The organism is Terriglobus albidus (assembly GCF_008000815.1).
Lineage (GTDB): Bacteria > Acidobacteriota > Terriglobia > Terriglobales > Acidobacteriaceae > Terriglobus > Terriglobus albidus_A.
On sequence record NZ_CP042806.1, the window covers coordinates 1,034,181 to 1,052,041 of the forward strand.

General features: G+C 53.5%; 10 protein-coding genes. 6 read left to right on the plus strand and 4 right to left on the minus strand.

Annotated features, from left to right (window positions below):
- Positions 1-68: 68 nt before the first annotated feature.
- Entirely contained in the window at positions 69-797 is a 729-nt protein-coding gene (locus FTW19_RS04265) for a DUF305 domain-containing protein (protein WP_246153560.1), read from the plus strand.
- On the plus strand, positions 794-2,812 hold the full coding sequence (locus tag FTW19_RS04270) for an LVIVD repeat-containing protein (RefSeq protein WP_147646488.1): 2,019 nt from the start codon (positions 794-796) through the stop codon (positions 2,810-2,812). Before FTW19_RS04265 ends, FTW19_RS04270 begins: the two co-directional genes overlap by 4 nt.
- 361 nt (positions 2,813-3,173) lie before the next feature.
- Here the strand turns inward: FTW19_RS04270 and FTW19_RS04275 are convergent, their stop codons facing one another.
- The gene (locus FTW19_RS04275; RefSeq protein ID WP_187143272.1) at positions 3,174-4,274 is read right to left on the minus strand and encodes a glycosyltransferase; all 1,101 of its coding nucleotides are present in this window, start codon (positions 4,272-4,274) and stop codon (positions 3,174-3,176) included.
- Positions 4,275-4,380: 106 nt separating this feature from the next.
- Here FTW19_RS04275 and FTW19_RS04280 point away from each other — a divergent pair, with 106 nt between their 5' ends.
- The 3 genes from FTW19_RS04280 to FTW19_RS04290 all read left to right on the plus strand — a co-directional run bounded on the left by FTW19_RS04280 (position 4,381) and on the right by FTW19_RS04290 (position 12,381).
- Positions 4,381-5,355 (plus strand): glycosyltransferase, encoded by a 975-nt coding sequence (locus tag FTW19_RS04280; protein WP_147646490.1) that lies wholly within the window; start codon positions 4,381-4,383, stop codon positions 5,353-5,355.
- Positions 5,356-6,186: 831 nt separating this feature from the next.
- Complete coding sequence (locus tag FTW19_RS04285; protein WP_147646491.1) at positions 6,187-10,587, plus strand: RHS repeat domain-containing protein; 4,401 nt, start codon at positions 6,187-6,189, stop codon at positions 10,585-10,587.
- A 690-nt stretch (positions 10,588-11,277) separates the two neighbouring features.
- Positions 11,278-12,381, plus strand: coding sequence for a glycosyltransferase family 4 protein (locus FTW19_RS04290; RefSeq protein WP_281292451.1), 1,104 nt, complete (start codon positions 11,278-11,280; stop codon positions 12,379-12,381).
- 764 nt (positions 12,382-13,145) lie between these two features.
- Here the strand turns inward: FTW19_RS04290 and FTW19_RS04295 are convergent.
- The 3 genes from FTW19_RS04295 to FTW19_RS04305 form a co-directional block, all read right to left on the minus strand.
- The gene (locus FTW19_RS04295; protein WP_147646493.1) at positions 13,146-13,736 is read right to left on the minus strand and encodes a class I SAM-dependent methyltransferase; all 591 of its coding nucleotides are present in this window, start codon (positions 13,734-13,736) and stop codon (positions 13,146-13,148) included.
- Between the two features lie 375 nt (positions 13,737-14,111).
- Positions 14,112-14,915 (minus strand): family 1 encapsulin nanocompartment shell protein, encoded by an 804-nt coding sequence (locus FTW19_RS04300; protein ID WP_147646494.1) that lies wholly within the window; start codon positions 14,913-14,915, stop codon positions 14,112-14,114.
- Positions 14,908-15,993, minus strand: a complete 1,086-nt coding sequence (locus FTW19_RS04305) for a Dyp-type peroxidase (RefSeq protein ID WP_147646495.1) — start codon at positions 15,991-15,993, stop codon at positions 14,908-14,910. Before FTW19_RS04305 ends, FTW19_RS04300 begins: the two co-directional genes overlap by 8 nt.
- 494 nt (positions 15,994-16,487) lie before the next feature.
- On the opposite strand from FTW19_RS04305, the gene FTW19_RS04310 reads away from it, so the two are divergent.
- Positions 16,488-17,747 (plus strand): dipeptidase, encoded by a 1,260-nt coding sequence (locus FTW19_RS04310; protein ID WP_246153561.1) that lies wholly within the window; start codon positions 16,488-16,490, stop codon positions 17,745-17,747.
- The last annotated feature ends 114 nt before the right edge of the window (positions 17,748-17,861 follow it).

A 17,861-nucleotide genomic window follows, 5' to 3' on the forward strand; every position in this document is an offset into this window, starting at 1 on the left:
GGGTTGCAGCATTTTCCAGGTTGTTCTCAGGTCAAAGCGTTGTCGTGGTCTTCCACGGTATTGGAGGGATGTTGTCTTCTCTGGCTTATGTATCGCTTCGGTCCGGCATCGCAGTTGCGTTTGCATTATGCGCAACGGCGGCCTTGTCGCAGCAATCCGTACCCGCACCTGATTCCCCGCCGGCGATTGTGCAGCCGGGAGCTCCGGGCTCTGTAAGCAAAACTCTGTCCACGGCTGCTGCCACGGCCAGCGAGGCGCCAAAGCCGCCCTCCAAGCCGGATGTGGAGTTCATGCAGGGCATGATCATGCATCACAACCAGGCGGTCGAGATGACCGAGCTGCTCAAGACACGCACCCATGATCCAGCGATCCGGGAGCTGGGGAACAAGATCGATGTCTCGCAGACCGATGAGATGCGCTGGATGAAGCAGTGGCTTACTGAGCGCGGTCTGCCTACTTCCATGGACTCGATGGCCGGCATGGATATGTCGGGCATGGATGCCAAAGAGAAGGAAGAGCATATGAAGATGATGGCCATGAGCATGCCAATGATGCCCGGCATGCTGACGACGGCGCAGATGGACGAGCTGCGTAAGGCCAGTGGGCCAAAGTTCGACCATCTGTTTCTGACGGGCATGATCCAGCACCACACGGGCGCCTTGCAGATGGTGAAAGAGTTGTTTGCCAATCCCGGAGCCGGCCAGGACCCGCAGTTGTTCGACTTCGCCAACGATGTCGACAACACCCAACAGGCCGAGATCGACATCATGCGTCACATGCTGAAGGAGAGAGAATGAGCTGGAAGAATTCCCTGCGCGTTATGCGCAAGACTCTGGCACTGACGGTTGCGTTGTCCGCGACCGGTCTGGCTGTTGCCCAAACCACCACCGCGTCATCAGCCACTCCCACCAAAGTTCCTCCGAAGCCGCCCAGCGTCTTCGTTAATCAACGGGCTACCGATGATCCGCGTATCGGCCTCAAGGGCGGCCTTTACGATGCGGGTCAGGCCGCCAGCGGTCTGCAATTGCTGATCTCAACGCCCAAGCCTGCGGGCTTTGCTCCGGATCTGGACTCCATCAAGGCCATCGATGCGACACCGCCACCGCCTCCGGTTGATCCGGATGCACCGCGCCAGCCTGGCGCTGCTCGTCCCGCGGGTCCGCGTGCGAACTACGGCGGAACAAACTCTGACCTTGCCTTCAACTCGAAGTATCTGTTCAACGGCAACTACAACGGCATCAACATCTATGACATCGCTGATCCGGCACATCTGAAGCTGGTGACGTCGATCGTCTGTCCCGGTGGACAGGGTGACGTTTCGGTCTATGGGCACCTGATGTTCATGTCGGTAGAAGCCGCGAATGGCCGCATGGACTGCGGAACGCAGGGCTTTGCGACCGCAGGGCCTGAGCCTACTCCTCCGGCTCCTACCGGCGATGCCGAGAAGGATGCCGCCGCCATGCGTGCCTTCCGCATGCGGCAGCCTCCTCCGAGCGCGGATCGCGTGAAGGGTGTTCGCATCTTCGATATCTCTGACATCCGCAGCCCGAAGCAGATTATTGACGTGCAGACCTGCCGTGGATCGCACACGCATACGCTGGTGGTCGATCCGAAGGATAAGGACAACGTCTACGTCTATGTCTCCGGCTCCGCTGGCGTTCGTCCTTCGGAAGAGCTCTCCGGCTGCTCCGGTGGCGATCCAGATAAGGATCCGACGACAGCGGTCTTCACCATCGTCGTCATCAAGGTTCCGCTGGCGCATCCGGAGCTTGCGAAGATCATCAACAGCCCGCGCATCTTCTCTGATCCGCAGAGCGGTAAGGTCGATGCTCTGTGGCACGGCGGCAACCATGGCGACGGCACGCAGACCACCTCGGCGACGCGCGGCTGCCATGACATCACTGTCTATTCCTGGCTTGGCCTTGCGGGCGGCGCCTGCTCCGGCAACGGCATCCTGATCGATATCAAGGACCCCGCCAACCCCAAGCGCATCGATGCCGTTACCGATCCCAACTATGCCTTCTGGCACTCGGCCAACTTCTCGAACGATGGCAAGACAGTGCTCTTTACCGATGAGTGGGGTGGCGGGGGACAGCCACGCTGCCGCGCTACCGATCCGATGGCGTGGGGCGCCGATGCCATCTTCACTATTACTCCGGATAAGAAGCTGAAGCTTGCCTCGTACTACAAGATGCCCGCTGCGCAGACCGACAAGGAGAACTGCGTCGCCCACAACGGCTCTATGATTCCGGTTCCTGGACGCAACATCGAGGTCCAGTCCTGGTATCAGGGCGGCATCTCGATCGTGGACTACACCGATCCCACGCATCCGTTCGAGATCGGCTACTTCGATCGCGGTCCGGTCGACGACAGCCGTCCGGCGATGGGCGGCCAGTGGTCAACCTACTACTACAACGGCTATATCTACGGCTCTGAGATCGCTCGCGGCACCGATGTCCTTCAGCTGCTTCCAACCAAATACCTGACGCAGAATGAAATCGATGCAGCAGCGCAGATCAATCTGCCCGAACTGAATGTGCAGGACCAGCCCCACATCGACTACCCGATGACCTTTGTTACGGCGAAGGCCTACCTCGATCAGCTTGCACGCGGAACCAGCCTGCCTGCTGAAAAGATCAAGGCGATGGCCTCCGACATCGACGCGAAGAATGCGAAGAAGCTGGCAGCCGACGCCAAGGCAGCGGAGAAGGCTGCGGCGACTGCGAAGACATCGGCAGATGCTGACCGCCTGCATGGATTGGCAAAGATCCTCGCGGGTGGTGGGTCGGCGGCTGTCAAAGCGGGAATGTAGTTGTTTGGGAGATACAAGCGAAAGGGCGAGCCGAAAGGCTCGCCCTTTGTGTTACCTGGATGTACCCAAACCATAGTGGGATTCAAACCGTCTTTTGTTTGTCATCCCGTAGGTGTGAGAGCGATTTTCTATATCGCTGATTTAATTGCCACTAACAGTCACAATTTTGGCTGTGTAGGAACTGTGTAGGCAAATTGTGGGCCTTTTCAACTATAAGGCGCAGCTTCGGAAACGCTAACGCGTTCGGCCTGTGGCCTTGCGTGTTCCAAACGAAAGCCACTTGCAGTAATGAAATAGTTTGCCTGGCGGACGGAGGTAGAAGGCGGAAGCGAGAAGCCGGCATCTTCTTTCCTATTGCTAGCTAGTGCCTGTGTGCCAGCGCGATATTGTGTAATAAAACAGCGGCCTCGAGTGCGCCGCTGGGCGGAGTCGGACGACTGCGCGGAATCGAGCGAGCCAAAAGCGTTTCCATTTTGGCGGCCAATTCCGCAGCGCTCGCGCCTTCATATGTCTCGATATAGTCACAAGTCTTGGCATAGCTATTCGCGCGAGCGAATTGATCGTCGAAGCCACGGGAAGCCGGAATACAAATCGATGGCGTAGCAAGATAGAAGAGTTCTGCCAAAGTGTTGTACCCTGCCTGTGTGATCACAAGGTTCGCTGTTGCAAATATATCGAGTGAGTCGGATGAAAATGATCTGATGTAGACACCGGGAATATCTCGTAGGTGTCTCCATTGATCAAATAACGGACCAGCCATGAGAACACACGTCAAACTAGATTCCACTTCAGAGAGACGCCTAAAAGCGTCCAGTGCAAGATTATAGAATGCCAGGACGCTAGAATGTCCGCCCCCCCCACCGGTTATAACGACAATCTTCCCTGCGAGGGTACTCTCCGGAAGAGCCATGGGCTGTGGATCTATCGGAAGCTCACGAACAATAGGCCCAACGTAGGCGGTCTTCCGCTGAAAAGGCTCTGGAAGAGTGAATTCGTCTTCTGAGTGGGGAACAATAAGTATCTTGGATGCATGAAGAACCTGGGCCACGCGAGGGTCTTGGGCATAGCGATCAAAATCCTTCACTCTCCTTATACATATTGCCATCGGAATGTCCGCCTGCTGAGTTGCTTCAGCGAACTCCAGACTTGGGAATGAATCGAACACAACTAAGTCTGGCTTGTGTGTGGCCAATATAAGCTCCGACAAGGACAAGAGGAAAGAGCGAGCAGTGTCCTCAGAATTCCATAAGGAATTCTTCGATCTGGTCGAAAAGGCTGGAATCGCAATTGCGTCAAAACCGCGAGATTCAAGAAATGAATGGGTTAATCCTTGAACGATAAAAGGAGTGTAAACATGCTCGCCAAAACTATGTAGACGGTCCGCTATATTTGCGAGGCGATTCATGTGGCCAAGGCCTACCCGGTTAGGAGCTTGAAAGAGGATGGTTAATTTCTCTGGCATGGATCTACGGCTCACACTAGAACTAGATACGGCGATGTCGGTACCCATATTCACGATATGAATGTAGCATGACGTAGCGAGCATCCGATCATGGGGAAGAATGCTGATGTATAAACCTCGAATATTCTACTTTTCCTACCGGCATAATTCTCCGACTGGCGGACAGAAGCACACCTACCGCCATGTTGACATCCTCTCTCGAAATGGCTTTAGCGCATTCGTCTTTCATCCCGGGCCTGAATTCCGATTGACTTGGTTTCAAAACGAAACCCCAGTGATTACCGAAAGTGAATTCTACAGCCTTGTCGACCCCGATAGAGATGTAGTAGTGCTACCCGAAGACCTCGGGACGGCGATCACTTGTTACCCCGGGCGTAAAGTGATCTTCAATAAAAATCTATTTCTTGGCTTTCGCGCCCTAGGATTGCCCGACGTGCCTATGTATCCTTACAGCGCCCCAGACGTTGTTGCAGCTTTCGTGGTATCAGAGCACAACTTCTCTCACATCCAGTTTGCCTTTCCACGGCTCCACGTTGAACGAGTTTACTTGGAGGTTAACACTGACATCTTTCGCTTCAATCCTCTTTCCCAAAAAAAGCCGCGTATTGCTTTCGTGGCAAAAGATATCGACGGGCTCCTGACGTGCTATCACATGACCAAAGCCCGAACAATGGCTGGCTTGAACAGTGGAGCCGCCTTCGAATGGATAGAGATACGAGAAAAGACTGAAACAGAGACGGCCGCAATTCTTAAAGAGGCGCTCATATTCCTCTTTCTCAGTTGTTCAGAAGGGATGGGTCGAATGCCATTGGAAGCTATGGCCTCCGGTTGTTTATTAGCATCATACGGGTGCGGGCCACTACACGAGACCGTGCCACCTTATGCTGCGTTTTCACCCGGGGATATTGTTCCACTTGTCACCCACATCGAGAAGATAATGTCCAGCTATGGTACTTCCCTAGACGTATGGCAAAACGCAGTAATGCAAGGATTAAAAGTGGTCCAAGATTACCGTCCAGAACGACAAGAACGAGCCCTACTCCAGAGTTGGCATCGGATACTGAATACACTTGGGCGCTAACAGGAGACCTGCCGACCGGACGGGTGCACAACTCGAAGGAACGTCGCCCAATATTTCCGTTGGAATAGAATTGCCGCATGCGCTTATTCGAGTCAAGTACATCGCCATCTTCCTCATGGTTGACAATAGTGGAGTGCATCAGTCTCGCCTCATTGGTGCTACTGTCAGTCGCTCCATTTCTCGAGTCGATCGACAAATGGTTCGTTCGAAGGACCGGAACTCCAGGCGAGGCCGTAATTGAAGAGGCAAGGGTAGTCGAGAATCTACCTCGCAGAATATGGGAAGTTCGAATGACCATTTTCCCGGAAGACAGCGCATACGCAACGTTCAAAAGCGACATGCGCTGGTCAGAAGATATGTTTGCCCCACAGAAGCTGTTTCAGGGGGCTCGACTTTCTGTCCGCTTTCGTCGCGCGCCTCGTCCATTGGTTGTCCCTCGTCCGAGATGAGCAACTCAATCATTCGGATCGTTGCAGCCTGATAGCGCCAAGAGAGCCGACGTCCAGAATAAGATCGCCTGATCTGCTACATCTCATTCTCTTCTATCGACGGCTGAACCAGTCTCTACTCAATCTAAAAATATTTATTGCCCACTCTGGTGGTGTGATGTATCGTTCGCATTGAAATCTTGGATTGATTTCTTCATGCATGTGCGGCAAGACTTAATATGCTGCACAGCAGAAGCAGCTCCAACTCTGGCATTCCTATTCTCCCGAACACCTTATTGTCTAAGTGGCGTACTCTCTACGCCACTTTCGCATTGCTGTGCTTTCAAGAACCTAACTTTGGGTTTAACGGCATATCAACTCTGTACCGGGAGAGTAAGGAATCATGAATCGGAGAGAATTTGGGAAGCTCAGCATCGTTGGAACAGCATCACTCACCTCAATCGTATCGGCGGCGAGCTCTGCGGACGGGAAAAAGACGTCTCTACCGCATAGGGCTCAATCGTTTGGTCGCACTGGCGTGCATCCTAATGGACAATACTGGGGTCAAAACGAAGAAAAAATAGACCTACTCTCCGGGAATCTGTCGTTTTCCGTTCCACTAGTGCGTATCGAGAGTCGAGGAGCTAATGCGTTATTGCGGTGTTCTTACAACTCGCAAAACGATGGTCAATCTTTAGATACTGGATTTGGTGCGGGTTGGACGCTCCGAATCGGGTCTATTTCCCGAACGACTTCAGGTGATGGCGAGATAAGCTATGTTTACAAAGACGGAACTGGCGCGGATTTTCTTTTGATTCCCCATGGTGGGAAGTTTATTTCGACCAACGGTCATTACTTTACTTGGGATATGGCGAAGCAGACATTGCACTTCGCAGGCGGGGAATTTGCCGTCTTCGCCTCAATTTCGACTAGCAAAGAGCGAGACCCTGGTGTCATGTATCCGACACTCATCCAAGATAGCAATGGGAACCAGATCGAAGTCCGCTATGCCGCCGGGAACGGTGAGACTGCAACGAACACTAGTGGGCGGCCTATCGAGATTTTCGACGCTCGATCCGGTGACGGTGGTCCATCATACAATTTTGAATACGCGGATGGTGAAGCATACATAACATCAATCACATCAAACGTCGGTACTCACGAATCCTATACGTTCGTTTTCGATCACGTTGCCGTGACCTCCGCCCTTACAGGGGATGGATTTCTGAGTCGTCAGCTGAGCAGAATCACGTTGGCCTCTGGACAGCGTTACGCCTTTGCTTACAACTTACATGGTGAATTGGTTTCCGCGACCCTCCCGCACGGAGGAACGATTTCGTGGACATACACGACCTTTACCTATAGTGATGGAAGACAAGTTCGTGAAATTCAGAGCCGTAGCAGTAGCGATCCATATTCACCGTCGACCGCAAGTGAATTCAACTTCTCACGACTAGGAGATTCGGGTGCGGAGTTCGTTCATTCAACACTTACCCTCAGCGAGTCGAGAGGTGGGCTCGCAAAAAGGGTCTGGACGTTTGAAACGGACCCCCATAGCCACGCGTGTGGACTAGTCAACCTGCAACAAACCTTCGAACAGAACGGACGATTGGTTCAAGAAATATCACGTCGTTGGTCGGCCACGCCGCGCGGCACCCCATATATCAGTAGCACGGTGGTCGTTCGCGATCCTGAGAGCAATCAATCAGTTACGTCCCGCGTGGATTATGTCCGCGATGAATTTAGCAATATCACTAACGTCACACGCTATGGTTTTGACAGCAAATATAAGCCGGAAAAGACTGAGGTCTATACGTATCTCAAGGCATCCGAGTACCTGGAAAAACACATCCTGAATCGAAAGACATCCGTATGCCTGTCAAATGGGCGGGAAACAGTTCAAACGACCTATACATACGACTCAACGGAATTGATTGATGCCACCGGCGCAAGCAGCCACAATGCTTCTCACTCCGTAAGCAATATCTTGCGCGGCAACGTTACCGAAGTGAATCGTCACGGCAATATAAGCACCACAATCTTCGATACGACCGGAATGGCTCGCCAATGCAAAGATGGGCGCGGGAAGAGTATAACCCTCGTTTCCGACGGAAATACGAATTTTATTCATCATTCGAGCATGTACAACGAAGATTCCCCGGAATTGGCCACGGCCTTTACCTACAGCGGGGGAAAAATGGTAACACGCAGTTCACCAAACGGGAGAATAACCACATGGACACGAGATGGTCTTGGACGCGTCGTCACGGAAGAGTCCACAGATTGCCCACGGACCACGATTTCATATCAGTCATATCCGACCTCCGTCACCAGAACAGTGAACGGTCGATGGATAAAAAAGACTCTAGATGGGTTCGGTCGCCATATCTCAACGGAAAAGGGCGATGCAACGGGCAATTCGCTCATAACACGATTTGAGTTTGGCCCTTCATCTCTCGCACCAAACGGGAGGCTTAAGCGAAGCTCCCTACCTTGCGCTCCCGGTGAAACACCGATTTGGATTGATCACGAGTACGACATCTTAGGCCGCCGAATACTCAAGGGCTCTCGCTCTGGAGGTACCCACAAGATGACGCGGGAAGGCAGGCAGACGACAGTCACGGATGCGGCGGGAAATTGGAAGCGTATAGAGCATGACAGCTTGGGACGGGTCATAAAGGTTGTCTTGCTAAACCCGAACGGAGGAGCAGAACTTGAGACTAGTTATACCTACAATCTGTTTGGCAAGGTAACCTCAGTCACGATGCCCCGCCTTTCCGGAACGCAGCGCCGGGAGTTTGAATACGACTCCAAAGGACTGTTGGTCCGAAGAACCGAGCCGGAAAGTGGCACCGAGAAGCACTCCTATAATGCAGATGGAACGTTGGCGGAGGTCATTGATGCTAAAGGGCAGCGAAAACGGTTTGTCCGAGATTCACTCAAAAGGCTTATACAGGTAGACCGCTATAACGCAAAGGGCAAGTTAGAGCATACCGAAAGCGTGAAGTTCTTTTACGATAAGAATCCGATTGATCCGCAGTTCTCACAGAATGCCATTGGCCGATTAGCAGCCGTCCAATGGGGTGATGGTTCCGAATCTCCTGGACTTTTCACCGAAATGTACAGCTATTCTTCGGCAGGTAAGGAACTCTCAAAAAAGCTTATACTTACTCGTGGCGAGTTCAGCACGAGCCTTATCCTTTCCCGAAAATATAACGAGAAAGGCCAGATGATCTCGTTGGGTTACCCTCTGGGACCGACTGTTATCCACGAATACGACGAGCAGGGCAATCCGTGCGCGCTGCGCATCGACGAGCAAGCCGTCGTGAAGGACGCAATTTATACTCCGACCGGACAGCTATCAACCGCAAAGATCCTAGTGTCCTCGGACACGGGATACATGGTAGTAACAAAAGCTTACAACGAGAGAAGCCGCGTTCAACGAGTTACTTCATCGGCAGAGTCGCCCGGAGAAATTAGTGCCGCGATTCCACGGGTTGACTTGGAATATGCCTATTTTCCTGACACAGGCAAATTGCGTACGGAGAGGAACCACCTTGACGGCTCAAGTGTTACATACGAATATGGTGCGTATGGCAGGCTCATGGCTGCTGCCAAACAACCCGAGGATTGGGCATTACGATATCGCTACGATGATTTCGGGAACCGCGCCGATCAAATCGTAACTGCAGGAAGCGGCTTTGAGCAAACTTTCCGTCATTCCCCAGATACCAATCAAATCTTGAACCCCGAGATCGCCTATGACGAAACAGGAAATGTCGTTCGTATGCCTTTTCTGTCGCTAGGCTATGACACGCAGGGCAGAGTATCCCAAATAGCTAGCGACGAAGGAGATGTCACGCGCTACGGCTATGATCACCAAGGTCTACGAGTGTGGACAAAGTCGGATGCACACGAGACGGTTTCATTCTACAGTATGGGCAAAAGGCTAGCGACCTACAATCTTATCACTGGGAAAGATGGGACCATCTCATTCGGACTGCGCGACGCCAACGTTTTTCTCGGGCGAAAACTTGTACGTAGCGGTACGTCTGCACTGATGTTTGATCGTATCGGGGGACTACGAGCATGGGCAAACCCCAGTCCTGGTTCTAGTGGGACGGCGCAGTATTTTCCATTTGGCGAGAGAGTCGGTGGAGCACCAGGAGCAGATAGACAGTCATTTGGTCCCTATGAGCGGACGAACGGCCTGGACTACGCAGAACAGCGATATTACTCTGCAAAGCTCGGGCGATTTATCTCGCCCGATCCATACAGAGGGAGTGCCCATGTTAGCGACCCGCTCAGTTGGAACCGATATGCGTACGTGGGGAATGATCCTGTAAATCGCACCGATCGACATGGTCTCGACCCAAATAATGCAGTCTCGCAGTCTACTCAATTCTCCGACGGTTCTTCCCAGCAAACTTACGTCACACACGATCAAGATGATCCTAATCACGGAACGATGGTTACAGTTACAATCATCAGTCCGGATCAGGTTACAAACAGCGGCGACATCTTAATCTCCGGCTTTACGCCGACCCTACTAAACGAAGCCGCTGCGCTAGCCAGCTTAGCGGCTTCGGTTGGAAAGTCCCTTGACATCATCAGTTCCAACACAGTAGAAGCGGAAATTGACTACTCTCTGTCTGCGGAGATCGCTGGAGGTGCCGCCGTGGAGATCGCAACCGAAGCGAGCATGGCGGCATTAGCGACTGCTCTTGGCATCGGGCTAGGTGCCGCAGTCGCGATCTTCATTCTGGCTGCCGGCGCTTATTACTTGTATGAACATTCTAAGTGATTTGCGATTGTACGATGATGTGCGTTCATGTCTGGGGGGCGTTCTTGGTTTGCGCAAGACGACGGCATTGACAGTAGTAAACAGTCGCGCAAACTTCCGTTGGATGAGCCGTTGTTCATTAAATGAATAACGGCTCATCCACTACTGCCTGAATGCGAAGAAAGCGAGAAGCCAGTGCGGTGTGGCTCGGTCACTTTTTACACGAGAGATAAGTATCGTTCTGTCCCAAATGCGCTGATGGGCGCTAGTGTCGCCGAGATAGCATTGATAAATGCTTCGATACAACACGACCCGGAGCTGGCTTGGGATCTTTGGCAGACGTTGCCACATGCAGATGATGATCTGAGAAACGGATACAGCGACTACGCTTGGAGCGCCCCCACATCAGACAATAAACGGGTCGTCCGACGCGCTCTTAGCTCGATACCGCAGATCGCTTCATGTAGGGACTACGTTCTAGTGGGAAGCGCCCCAATCTTCAGCTATCTCGCTGCATGTAGACAAGCCGTGCCAGATAATAGAATTCCAGTTTGCGGGCTAGTTCATTCAGTGTGGACCTCCAACCTATTTGGAACTTATAACTGGATCAGGCAATGTTTTCAGCCACATGACGTGTTAGTAGCGACTAGCCAAGCTAGCTTAGCAGCTCTGCGCACAGTGCTTGATACTCTCGATGATAACGCTCCCAGGATGCGTTCGGGAGGCCCCCCATCTAGGCCGCGACTGGAACAAATCCCATTAGGTGTACACGTACCTTCCGCAAATGAGCTCGGGAGAGATGCTGCGCGATCAATACTAGAGATTCCCAATGACGCCTTTGTGATCTTGTACATGGGGCGTTTGTCCGAGAAGTATAAGGCTGACTTAGAGCCGCTTTTGAATGGAGTCGCCTATCTACTAGATCGCGGCAAGAAGGTCCGATTGCTGCTTGCTGGGCAGGCGAGCGATCTGGAATATAACGCCCAGCTTGAGCGTTATATTCACATTCTCGGTATTTCCCATGTCACTCTTCGCTTTGAGAACTTTGCAGAGTTCCTCAAGAGTGTGTTTCTATCGGCCTGCAATGTGGGGGTGTTTCCTGTCGATTCAATCCAGGAAAGTTTCGGCCTAGCGATTCTCGAAACTATGGCACATGCGCGGCCGGTAATTGCTTCCGATTGGAGTGGCTATCGCGACCTTATCCTACATGGTGCCACCGGCTTTCTGATTCCGAGCAGATGGTCTCCCAGCATTGCAAAGTCTGCAGGCATTTTCGCTGGTATCGACAGCACGGTCACAGTCGCCCACAATGCAGCACAAGGTTTAGCGCTCGATGTTGGCGATTTGGTTCGCTATCTTGAGTGGTTGATGGAAAATCCGGATGCAGCTTCTGATATGGGGTTGGCCGGACAACAACATGTCGCTGCACGCTACTCATGGAAAGTAGTGGCAGCCCAGTTTCGTATGCTCTGGGAGGAGCAGTTGGGAATCGCTTCCGCACAAAACTTTCCCCCGCAAAATCAATTGGCTGGACTTGATCTCATTTTTAATAGCTATCCGTCATCACTTCTATCTGAAACAGACTGGTTGATTCGCTCTCCGTTAGCAGCAAGCGACATCGTGGTCAATGCAGTGCTTAGCTACATTCGGAATGCGCAGACACTTATCTTAATAAGAGCCGTTCTTCGAGATCTGGAAGAACGCCCTATCAGCCTTGCGGAAGCAAAGGCAAGGGGCCTACGTGAAGCGAATATCATTTTCTTAGCCAAGAAGGGATTATGCCGATTGATTGATGAGATTGGGGCCAAGACCTGAATCGTATTTTCGGGCATCACGCCGAGATTGTTTCAGAACGCTTTGGTCCACGAGTATAAAAATGGCCCTCAGAGAAAAACGCATGAAGCGCTCCTACCCAGTCAAACGATTCTGAACCGTGTACCGTTATCCGATGACCAGAACAGAAAAGATCCTCTTACAGGCGACAACACCTTGAATTAAAGAATGTGGTGGTTCGTTTTCTGTGCGAAGTCGAGAACGTAGGATCTCCATTATCGCTGTTCAGGGTAATGCTGATGTTTTGGATTACGAGGGATGTCCAAATGCGTCTACTAGAGGTGATGGGTTCCGGCATACCTGTTGTGGCCACGATGATGGAGGGAACCAGGGACCAGAATCTAGATCATCGATGGTGTCACGGGCTATATCCTAATGTCACTTACTTTCGCAACCAAGAGTGGAACAACGGGCTTCTTGAAGCAAATGGAGAGAAATTAGGTTGCCAAACCCTACAGCAGGAACCAAGGCCGGTACCGCTTTCTCAGTGAAAACTAAACTCACATTCATTTCCAGCTCACCCCCTAAGAGTTCCGTAGTGCAATCGGAACGCATTGGAGGCCTCTACTCCTATGGAAACTGAAAAGTAAGTGACATTAGGCTATATCCTCCCAGTATTGAGCTCCAAAGAAGGCAGAGATGAAGCTCCGCTTTCTTTGGAGAACCGTCAAACAGCGATTGACATGGGCAGGCAACATACGAGTACGTCGCGGGAGGTAGGAAAGAAAAGCGTCACGGTATAGCGATTAAATATGGGTTCTCTGAGCAAAGCCCCATTTCCCTTTCTCGAAGGCATTCTCGAACCGGTTGTCCTTGCAGATTAGCAATTCGAATGTCTTACGTACTCCGGGCGTCGTTCTCTCATCTTCAGGAAATGCTTTAGTCGAAGGCTTTAACGATAGCGCTGGCGAGGTAGCCAAGGTCCAATCTAGATCATCCAAAACGACCCAACCACCTGGCCGTAGCAGATGAGCTACAAGAGACAGAGCAAATCCTGTAGTGTCCCAGGTATGCCCGCCATCGATGTAGCAGAAATCAAACTCACCATACATACCGGCCTCAAGGAAGCGCATAAGCCGCCATGTGTAAGATCGGGGCTCAATGAATACGGTTACGAGATCTTGGAGCTGAAGCTCTTTGAGAACCTCATTAATGTTGGGTGAAAGCGTTAGGGCCTGCGGGATATCGATCGTCGTAAGGTGACCAGTATCTATTTCCTGAAGTGCACCAGCGATATATGCAGATGACACCCCATGGTAGAACCCAAGTTCAAGGCAACGTCGTAGGCGGTGTTCCAGGATGAAGTCATGCATCATTCGCCCTTGAGCAAACGTCATGTATGGAAGATCCTTCAATTTGCTACTGATCTGATCAGGAGTCACTTTGCCCTCGATTTCATTTCAGCATTCCAATGACGGTAGAAAGATACACACGATCCACGCGTGAGTCATAGAGGCATTATGACATTGGTCTAGTGTATTCAAATCCTCATATTCTTCGGTACCCCTCATACATGTATCCGTATACATTCAGCATGCAGACACATAAATGCCCCGCATAGACTGCATTCCTGCGGGGCATTTCAAAAGGTGGTGCATGGGGAAATTCTGTGAAGGCGAGTACTAGAGCATTTTTCCTGTTGCTGGGTATCCCGGGTGAGGAAAACGCCCATAGATGCACAAGCCCCGCACTACACCTACAGGAAAAATGCTCTATCGCGACGGCGATAGTGCCACCGCTGCTTCCGTAGTGAGCACGCGGAAGACGAAGGTCTCCTGAAGGTACAGTTTGACTGTGGACTCGGTATGGCTGAGATAGCCGATCGAGACATCCTGTCCGATGGTGAGTTCGAAGTCGCCGCCGCGTGTCGTCATGACGAAAGCCCCTTCGATCGCCGGCGCCCAGATCAGGTTGCCGTCCACAATGCGCTTTACGTGTTCGAGGACGGGATATCCGTGATCGCGGGTCTCAGCCAGCGCGGTGTATTCGTTGGCTCCCAGCAGGACGGAGTAGGGCCCGTTGACACCGACCAGCCGCAACTGGCTCAGCGCGCGAGCCACTGCATCGGGATAGTCCCGGACATCCGCGGGCAGCGTATCAATGGGATTGCTCGTGGCTTCCCGAACGCCCTGGATGCTTGCATCTTGATAGCCGTTGAAGATGGCGCGGTCTTCGGCAAAGGCCAGCTTCTTCGCGGCGTCCTTCGCCGGCTGCCAGTCGGAATCGTTGGAGCCGCGCTCCACGTCGTCGATATCCTGACGCGACAGCTCGAATGGAACCCGCAGCTCGACCAGCGGCTTCACCTCGCGCTGGCTTGCGAGAATACCATCGGCGGGAGCAGAGATCTGCTTCAGGTGTCCGGTCCCTACGCCGGGGAACGCGATTCCTCCGGTGCCAGGAACATCGACAACCCGCCGGCCAGCCAGATAGCGCTTCAGCGTCCTTGTCGTCTCTTCTTCAATCTGGGCCCACGCTGCATCGGAGATGGGTGCAAGTTCGCGGTGAAGGTTATTCATGTCTCTCTCCCTTCAGGGATCCTATCCTGAGTGATGTGTCGGGTACGGCTACTGGAGTGGATGCAGGCGCAGACGAAGACGGTTCTGTATCTGGCGTCGCCGCGTTTTCTATCGCGGCTGGAGCGCCGGTGGTGACATCGTCGAGGAACGACATTGTCGGGACGAAGAACAGACTGCCGGTTGCGGGCTGGCTGAAGTCGAGCAGCCGGTCGTAATTTCCAGGTGGGCGGCCAATGAACATGTTCTCCAGCATCATTTCGGTGATGCGTGGCGTACGGCAGTAGCCGATAAAGTATGTCCCGAATTCGCCGTGCCCCGGACGTCCGAACGGCATGTTGTCTCGCAGAATCTGCAACTGGCGGCCGTTCTCTTCAATATTGGTAAGCGCGTTGTGCGCATAGGCGGGCTTATCAGTGTCGCTCAGCTCGATATCGGAGAGCTTGCGGCGACCGATGATGCGCTCCTGCATTTCGGTTGGAAGAGCATTCCATGCCTTCATGTCGTGAAGGTACTTCTGCACGATGACGTAGCTACCACCTGTAAATGCCGGGTCCTCGCTGCCGATGATGGCTGCTTCGCGCGCGGCATCGCCTCGCGGATTCTCTGTGCCGTCCACAAAGCCCATTACGTCGCGATCGTCGAAGTAGCGGAAGCCGTGTACCTCGTCGGCTACTGAGACCACGTCCCCGATGCTGTCCATGATCTGTGTCGCCAGTTCGAAGCACAGGTCCATGCGCCGGGCACGGATATGGAAGAAAAGGTCGCCCGGTGTGGAGACGGCATGGCGATTGCCCGAGCGGATCTCGCGAAAGGGATGCAGCTCGGCAGGCCGGGGCGTCCCGAAGAGTTTGTCCCAGGCATCGGAACCAAATCCGGCGACGCAGGTAAGACCGGCTTCGACGTCGCGAAACTCCACGGCGCGAACCAGTCCGGAGAGGCCGGCACAGAACTCGCGAAGACGTGTGTAAGCGTCGTCATCCTGGCGGATACACAACACCAGAAAGATCGCCGACCGCGTCAGCGGTCCAACTACATTTTGGGGAAGAACAACCTCATTCAGCTCGCTGGGGGTATTCATTGTCGATCTCGATCTGCTTTTCGAGTATCGCATTTTTGTAGTGAGCGTTCTGTGTGAAACGCCATTGAGCAGGTTCAATAGCGTATCGATGATGGAGCTCGTGCTCTGGGTCCCCATCCATTGCGGTCAGCAATGGGTAGGATATTCGAGCGAAGCTCGAATCGGTGGGAGCCGTGGCCTTCAGGCCACGGTCTTATAGGCTCAACATAGAAATGGGCTTTAGCCTCGGGCCTCTTCCTGTCAGACAAAGAAGGCCCAGGGCTAAAGCCCATTTACTTTAAGCCTTTACCAGCGGGCTGAAGCCCGCTGCTCCCACCCATTTAAGAAGCGCTTGAGTGTGTCAGCCCGATCAACCGATTGTTTTGATAGCGGACTCGAAACACGCCTGAGCGAGACGAGGTCCATCCCGGCCCAGCCTTATCCGTCAAGAAAGCGGTAGGAGCGTTGCTCAAGGTATGATTCCCCTTGTTTCAAGGCGCGCGCCGAGTGTAGCAATGCCTTCGCGGGTTGCATCTACGGCAATCGACCTAAGGAGAACTATCCTGCTTTCCCGACGCCAGTTTCTGAAGTCTGCCTCGCTTGCCTCTCTTGCCGGCAGTGCGATGACGTGGGCCGAACCGCTCACGGCGCGCGCGAGCGCGATGCATCAGCAGATGCTGATCTTCGATGGCCATGTCCACGCGCTCGACCGCGAGTTCTATCACGGCGGCAGTATGGGAGAGCGTTCGAATCAGGGGCAGTGGGATCTTGTCCGCGCCAAAGAAGGGGGAGAGAAGGCCTTCTTCCTCTCCATCTTCGTGCCGGAGGAGTACTATCCCGGCCGCTTCGAGACCAAGCAGACGCTGCGGCGCATCGATCACGCATACCGCCAACTGGCGCTCAATCGAGACAAGGTCGTGCTGGCGCGCAAGGCCTCTGAGGTTCAGGCCGCCGCGGCATCGGGCCGGCTGGCGGCGGTCCTCGATATCGAGGGTAGTTACGATCTCGACGGAGATCTCGGCGTCCTTCGCGAGCTGCATGCCAGGGGGCTGAGCTCGGCTCAGCTCTCCGCGCATAACTGGAACCAGCACTACGCGGATGCGTGCTGTTCTCCGGCAAAGGCGAATGGGCTTACAGAGAACGGACGAAAGCTCATCCGAGAGATGAACCGCCTGGGCATGGTCATCAATGTCTCGCACTCGGCGGACACAACCATGCAGCAGGCCATCGAGGTGAGCGATCATCCGGTGGTCGCGACGCATCACGGACTGCGCAGCGTGAATGACATCCCCAGAAATATCCCGGACAGCCTGCTGCAGAAGCTGGCGGCGAAGGGTGGCGTGCTCGGCATTCAGATCGGCAGTGAGTTCGCCTATCCGAAGGAGTATGCGTGGATCACGGAGCATCGCCGCAAGACCTTCTGGGATACCACGGATATCCCCACGCGCGTGAAGGGTAAGTCGATCTACGAGGTGGATGAACTTGTGGCTCCGGGGTATCCGATGCTGGGCGCTGAAGTCCCAGCTGCAGTGCAGATGGGCGTGGACAACTGGGTCGATGTAGTTGACCGTGTGATCCGGCTGGTGGGAGAAGACCACGTTGCGCTTGGCAGTGATTTCGATGGCGGGCCAACGCTGGCGCGCGGCATGCGCGACGTCCGCGATCTGCCGATGATTACGGAAAGTATGTTGCGGCGAGGCTATTCGGAAGAGCGCATCAGGAAGTTTTGGGGCGGGAATCTGTTGAGGGTCTTCGGTGAGATTGCCGGGGGCTGAGCTTGTGTTGTCATTTCGGAGCGAAGCGGAGAAATCTGCTTTTGACGAGTCGTTCTCGTCGGGGCACCCGGCAGTATTGAGAACGAAGAGCTAGCGCTATAGCGCAGAATCTCA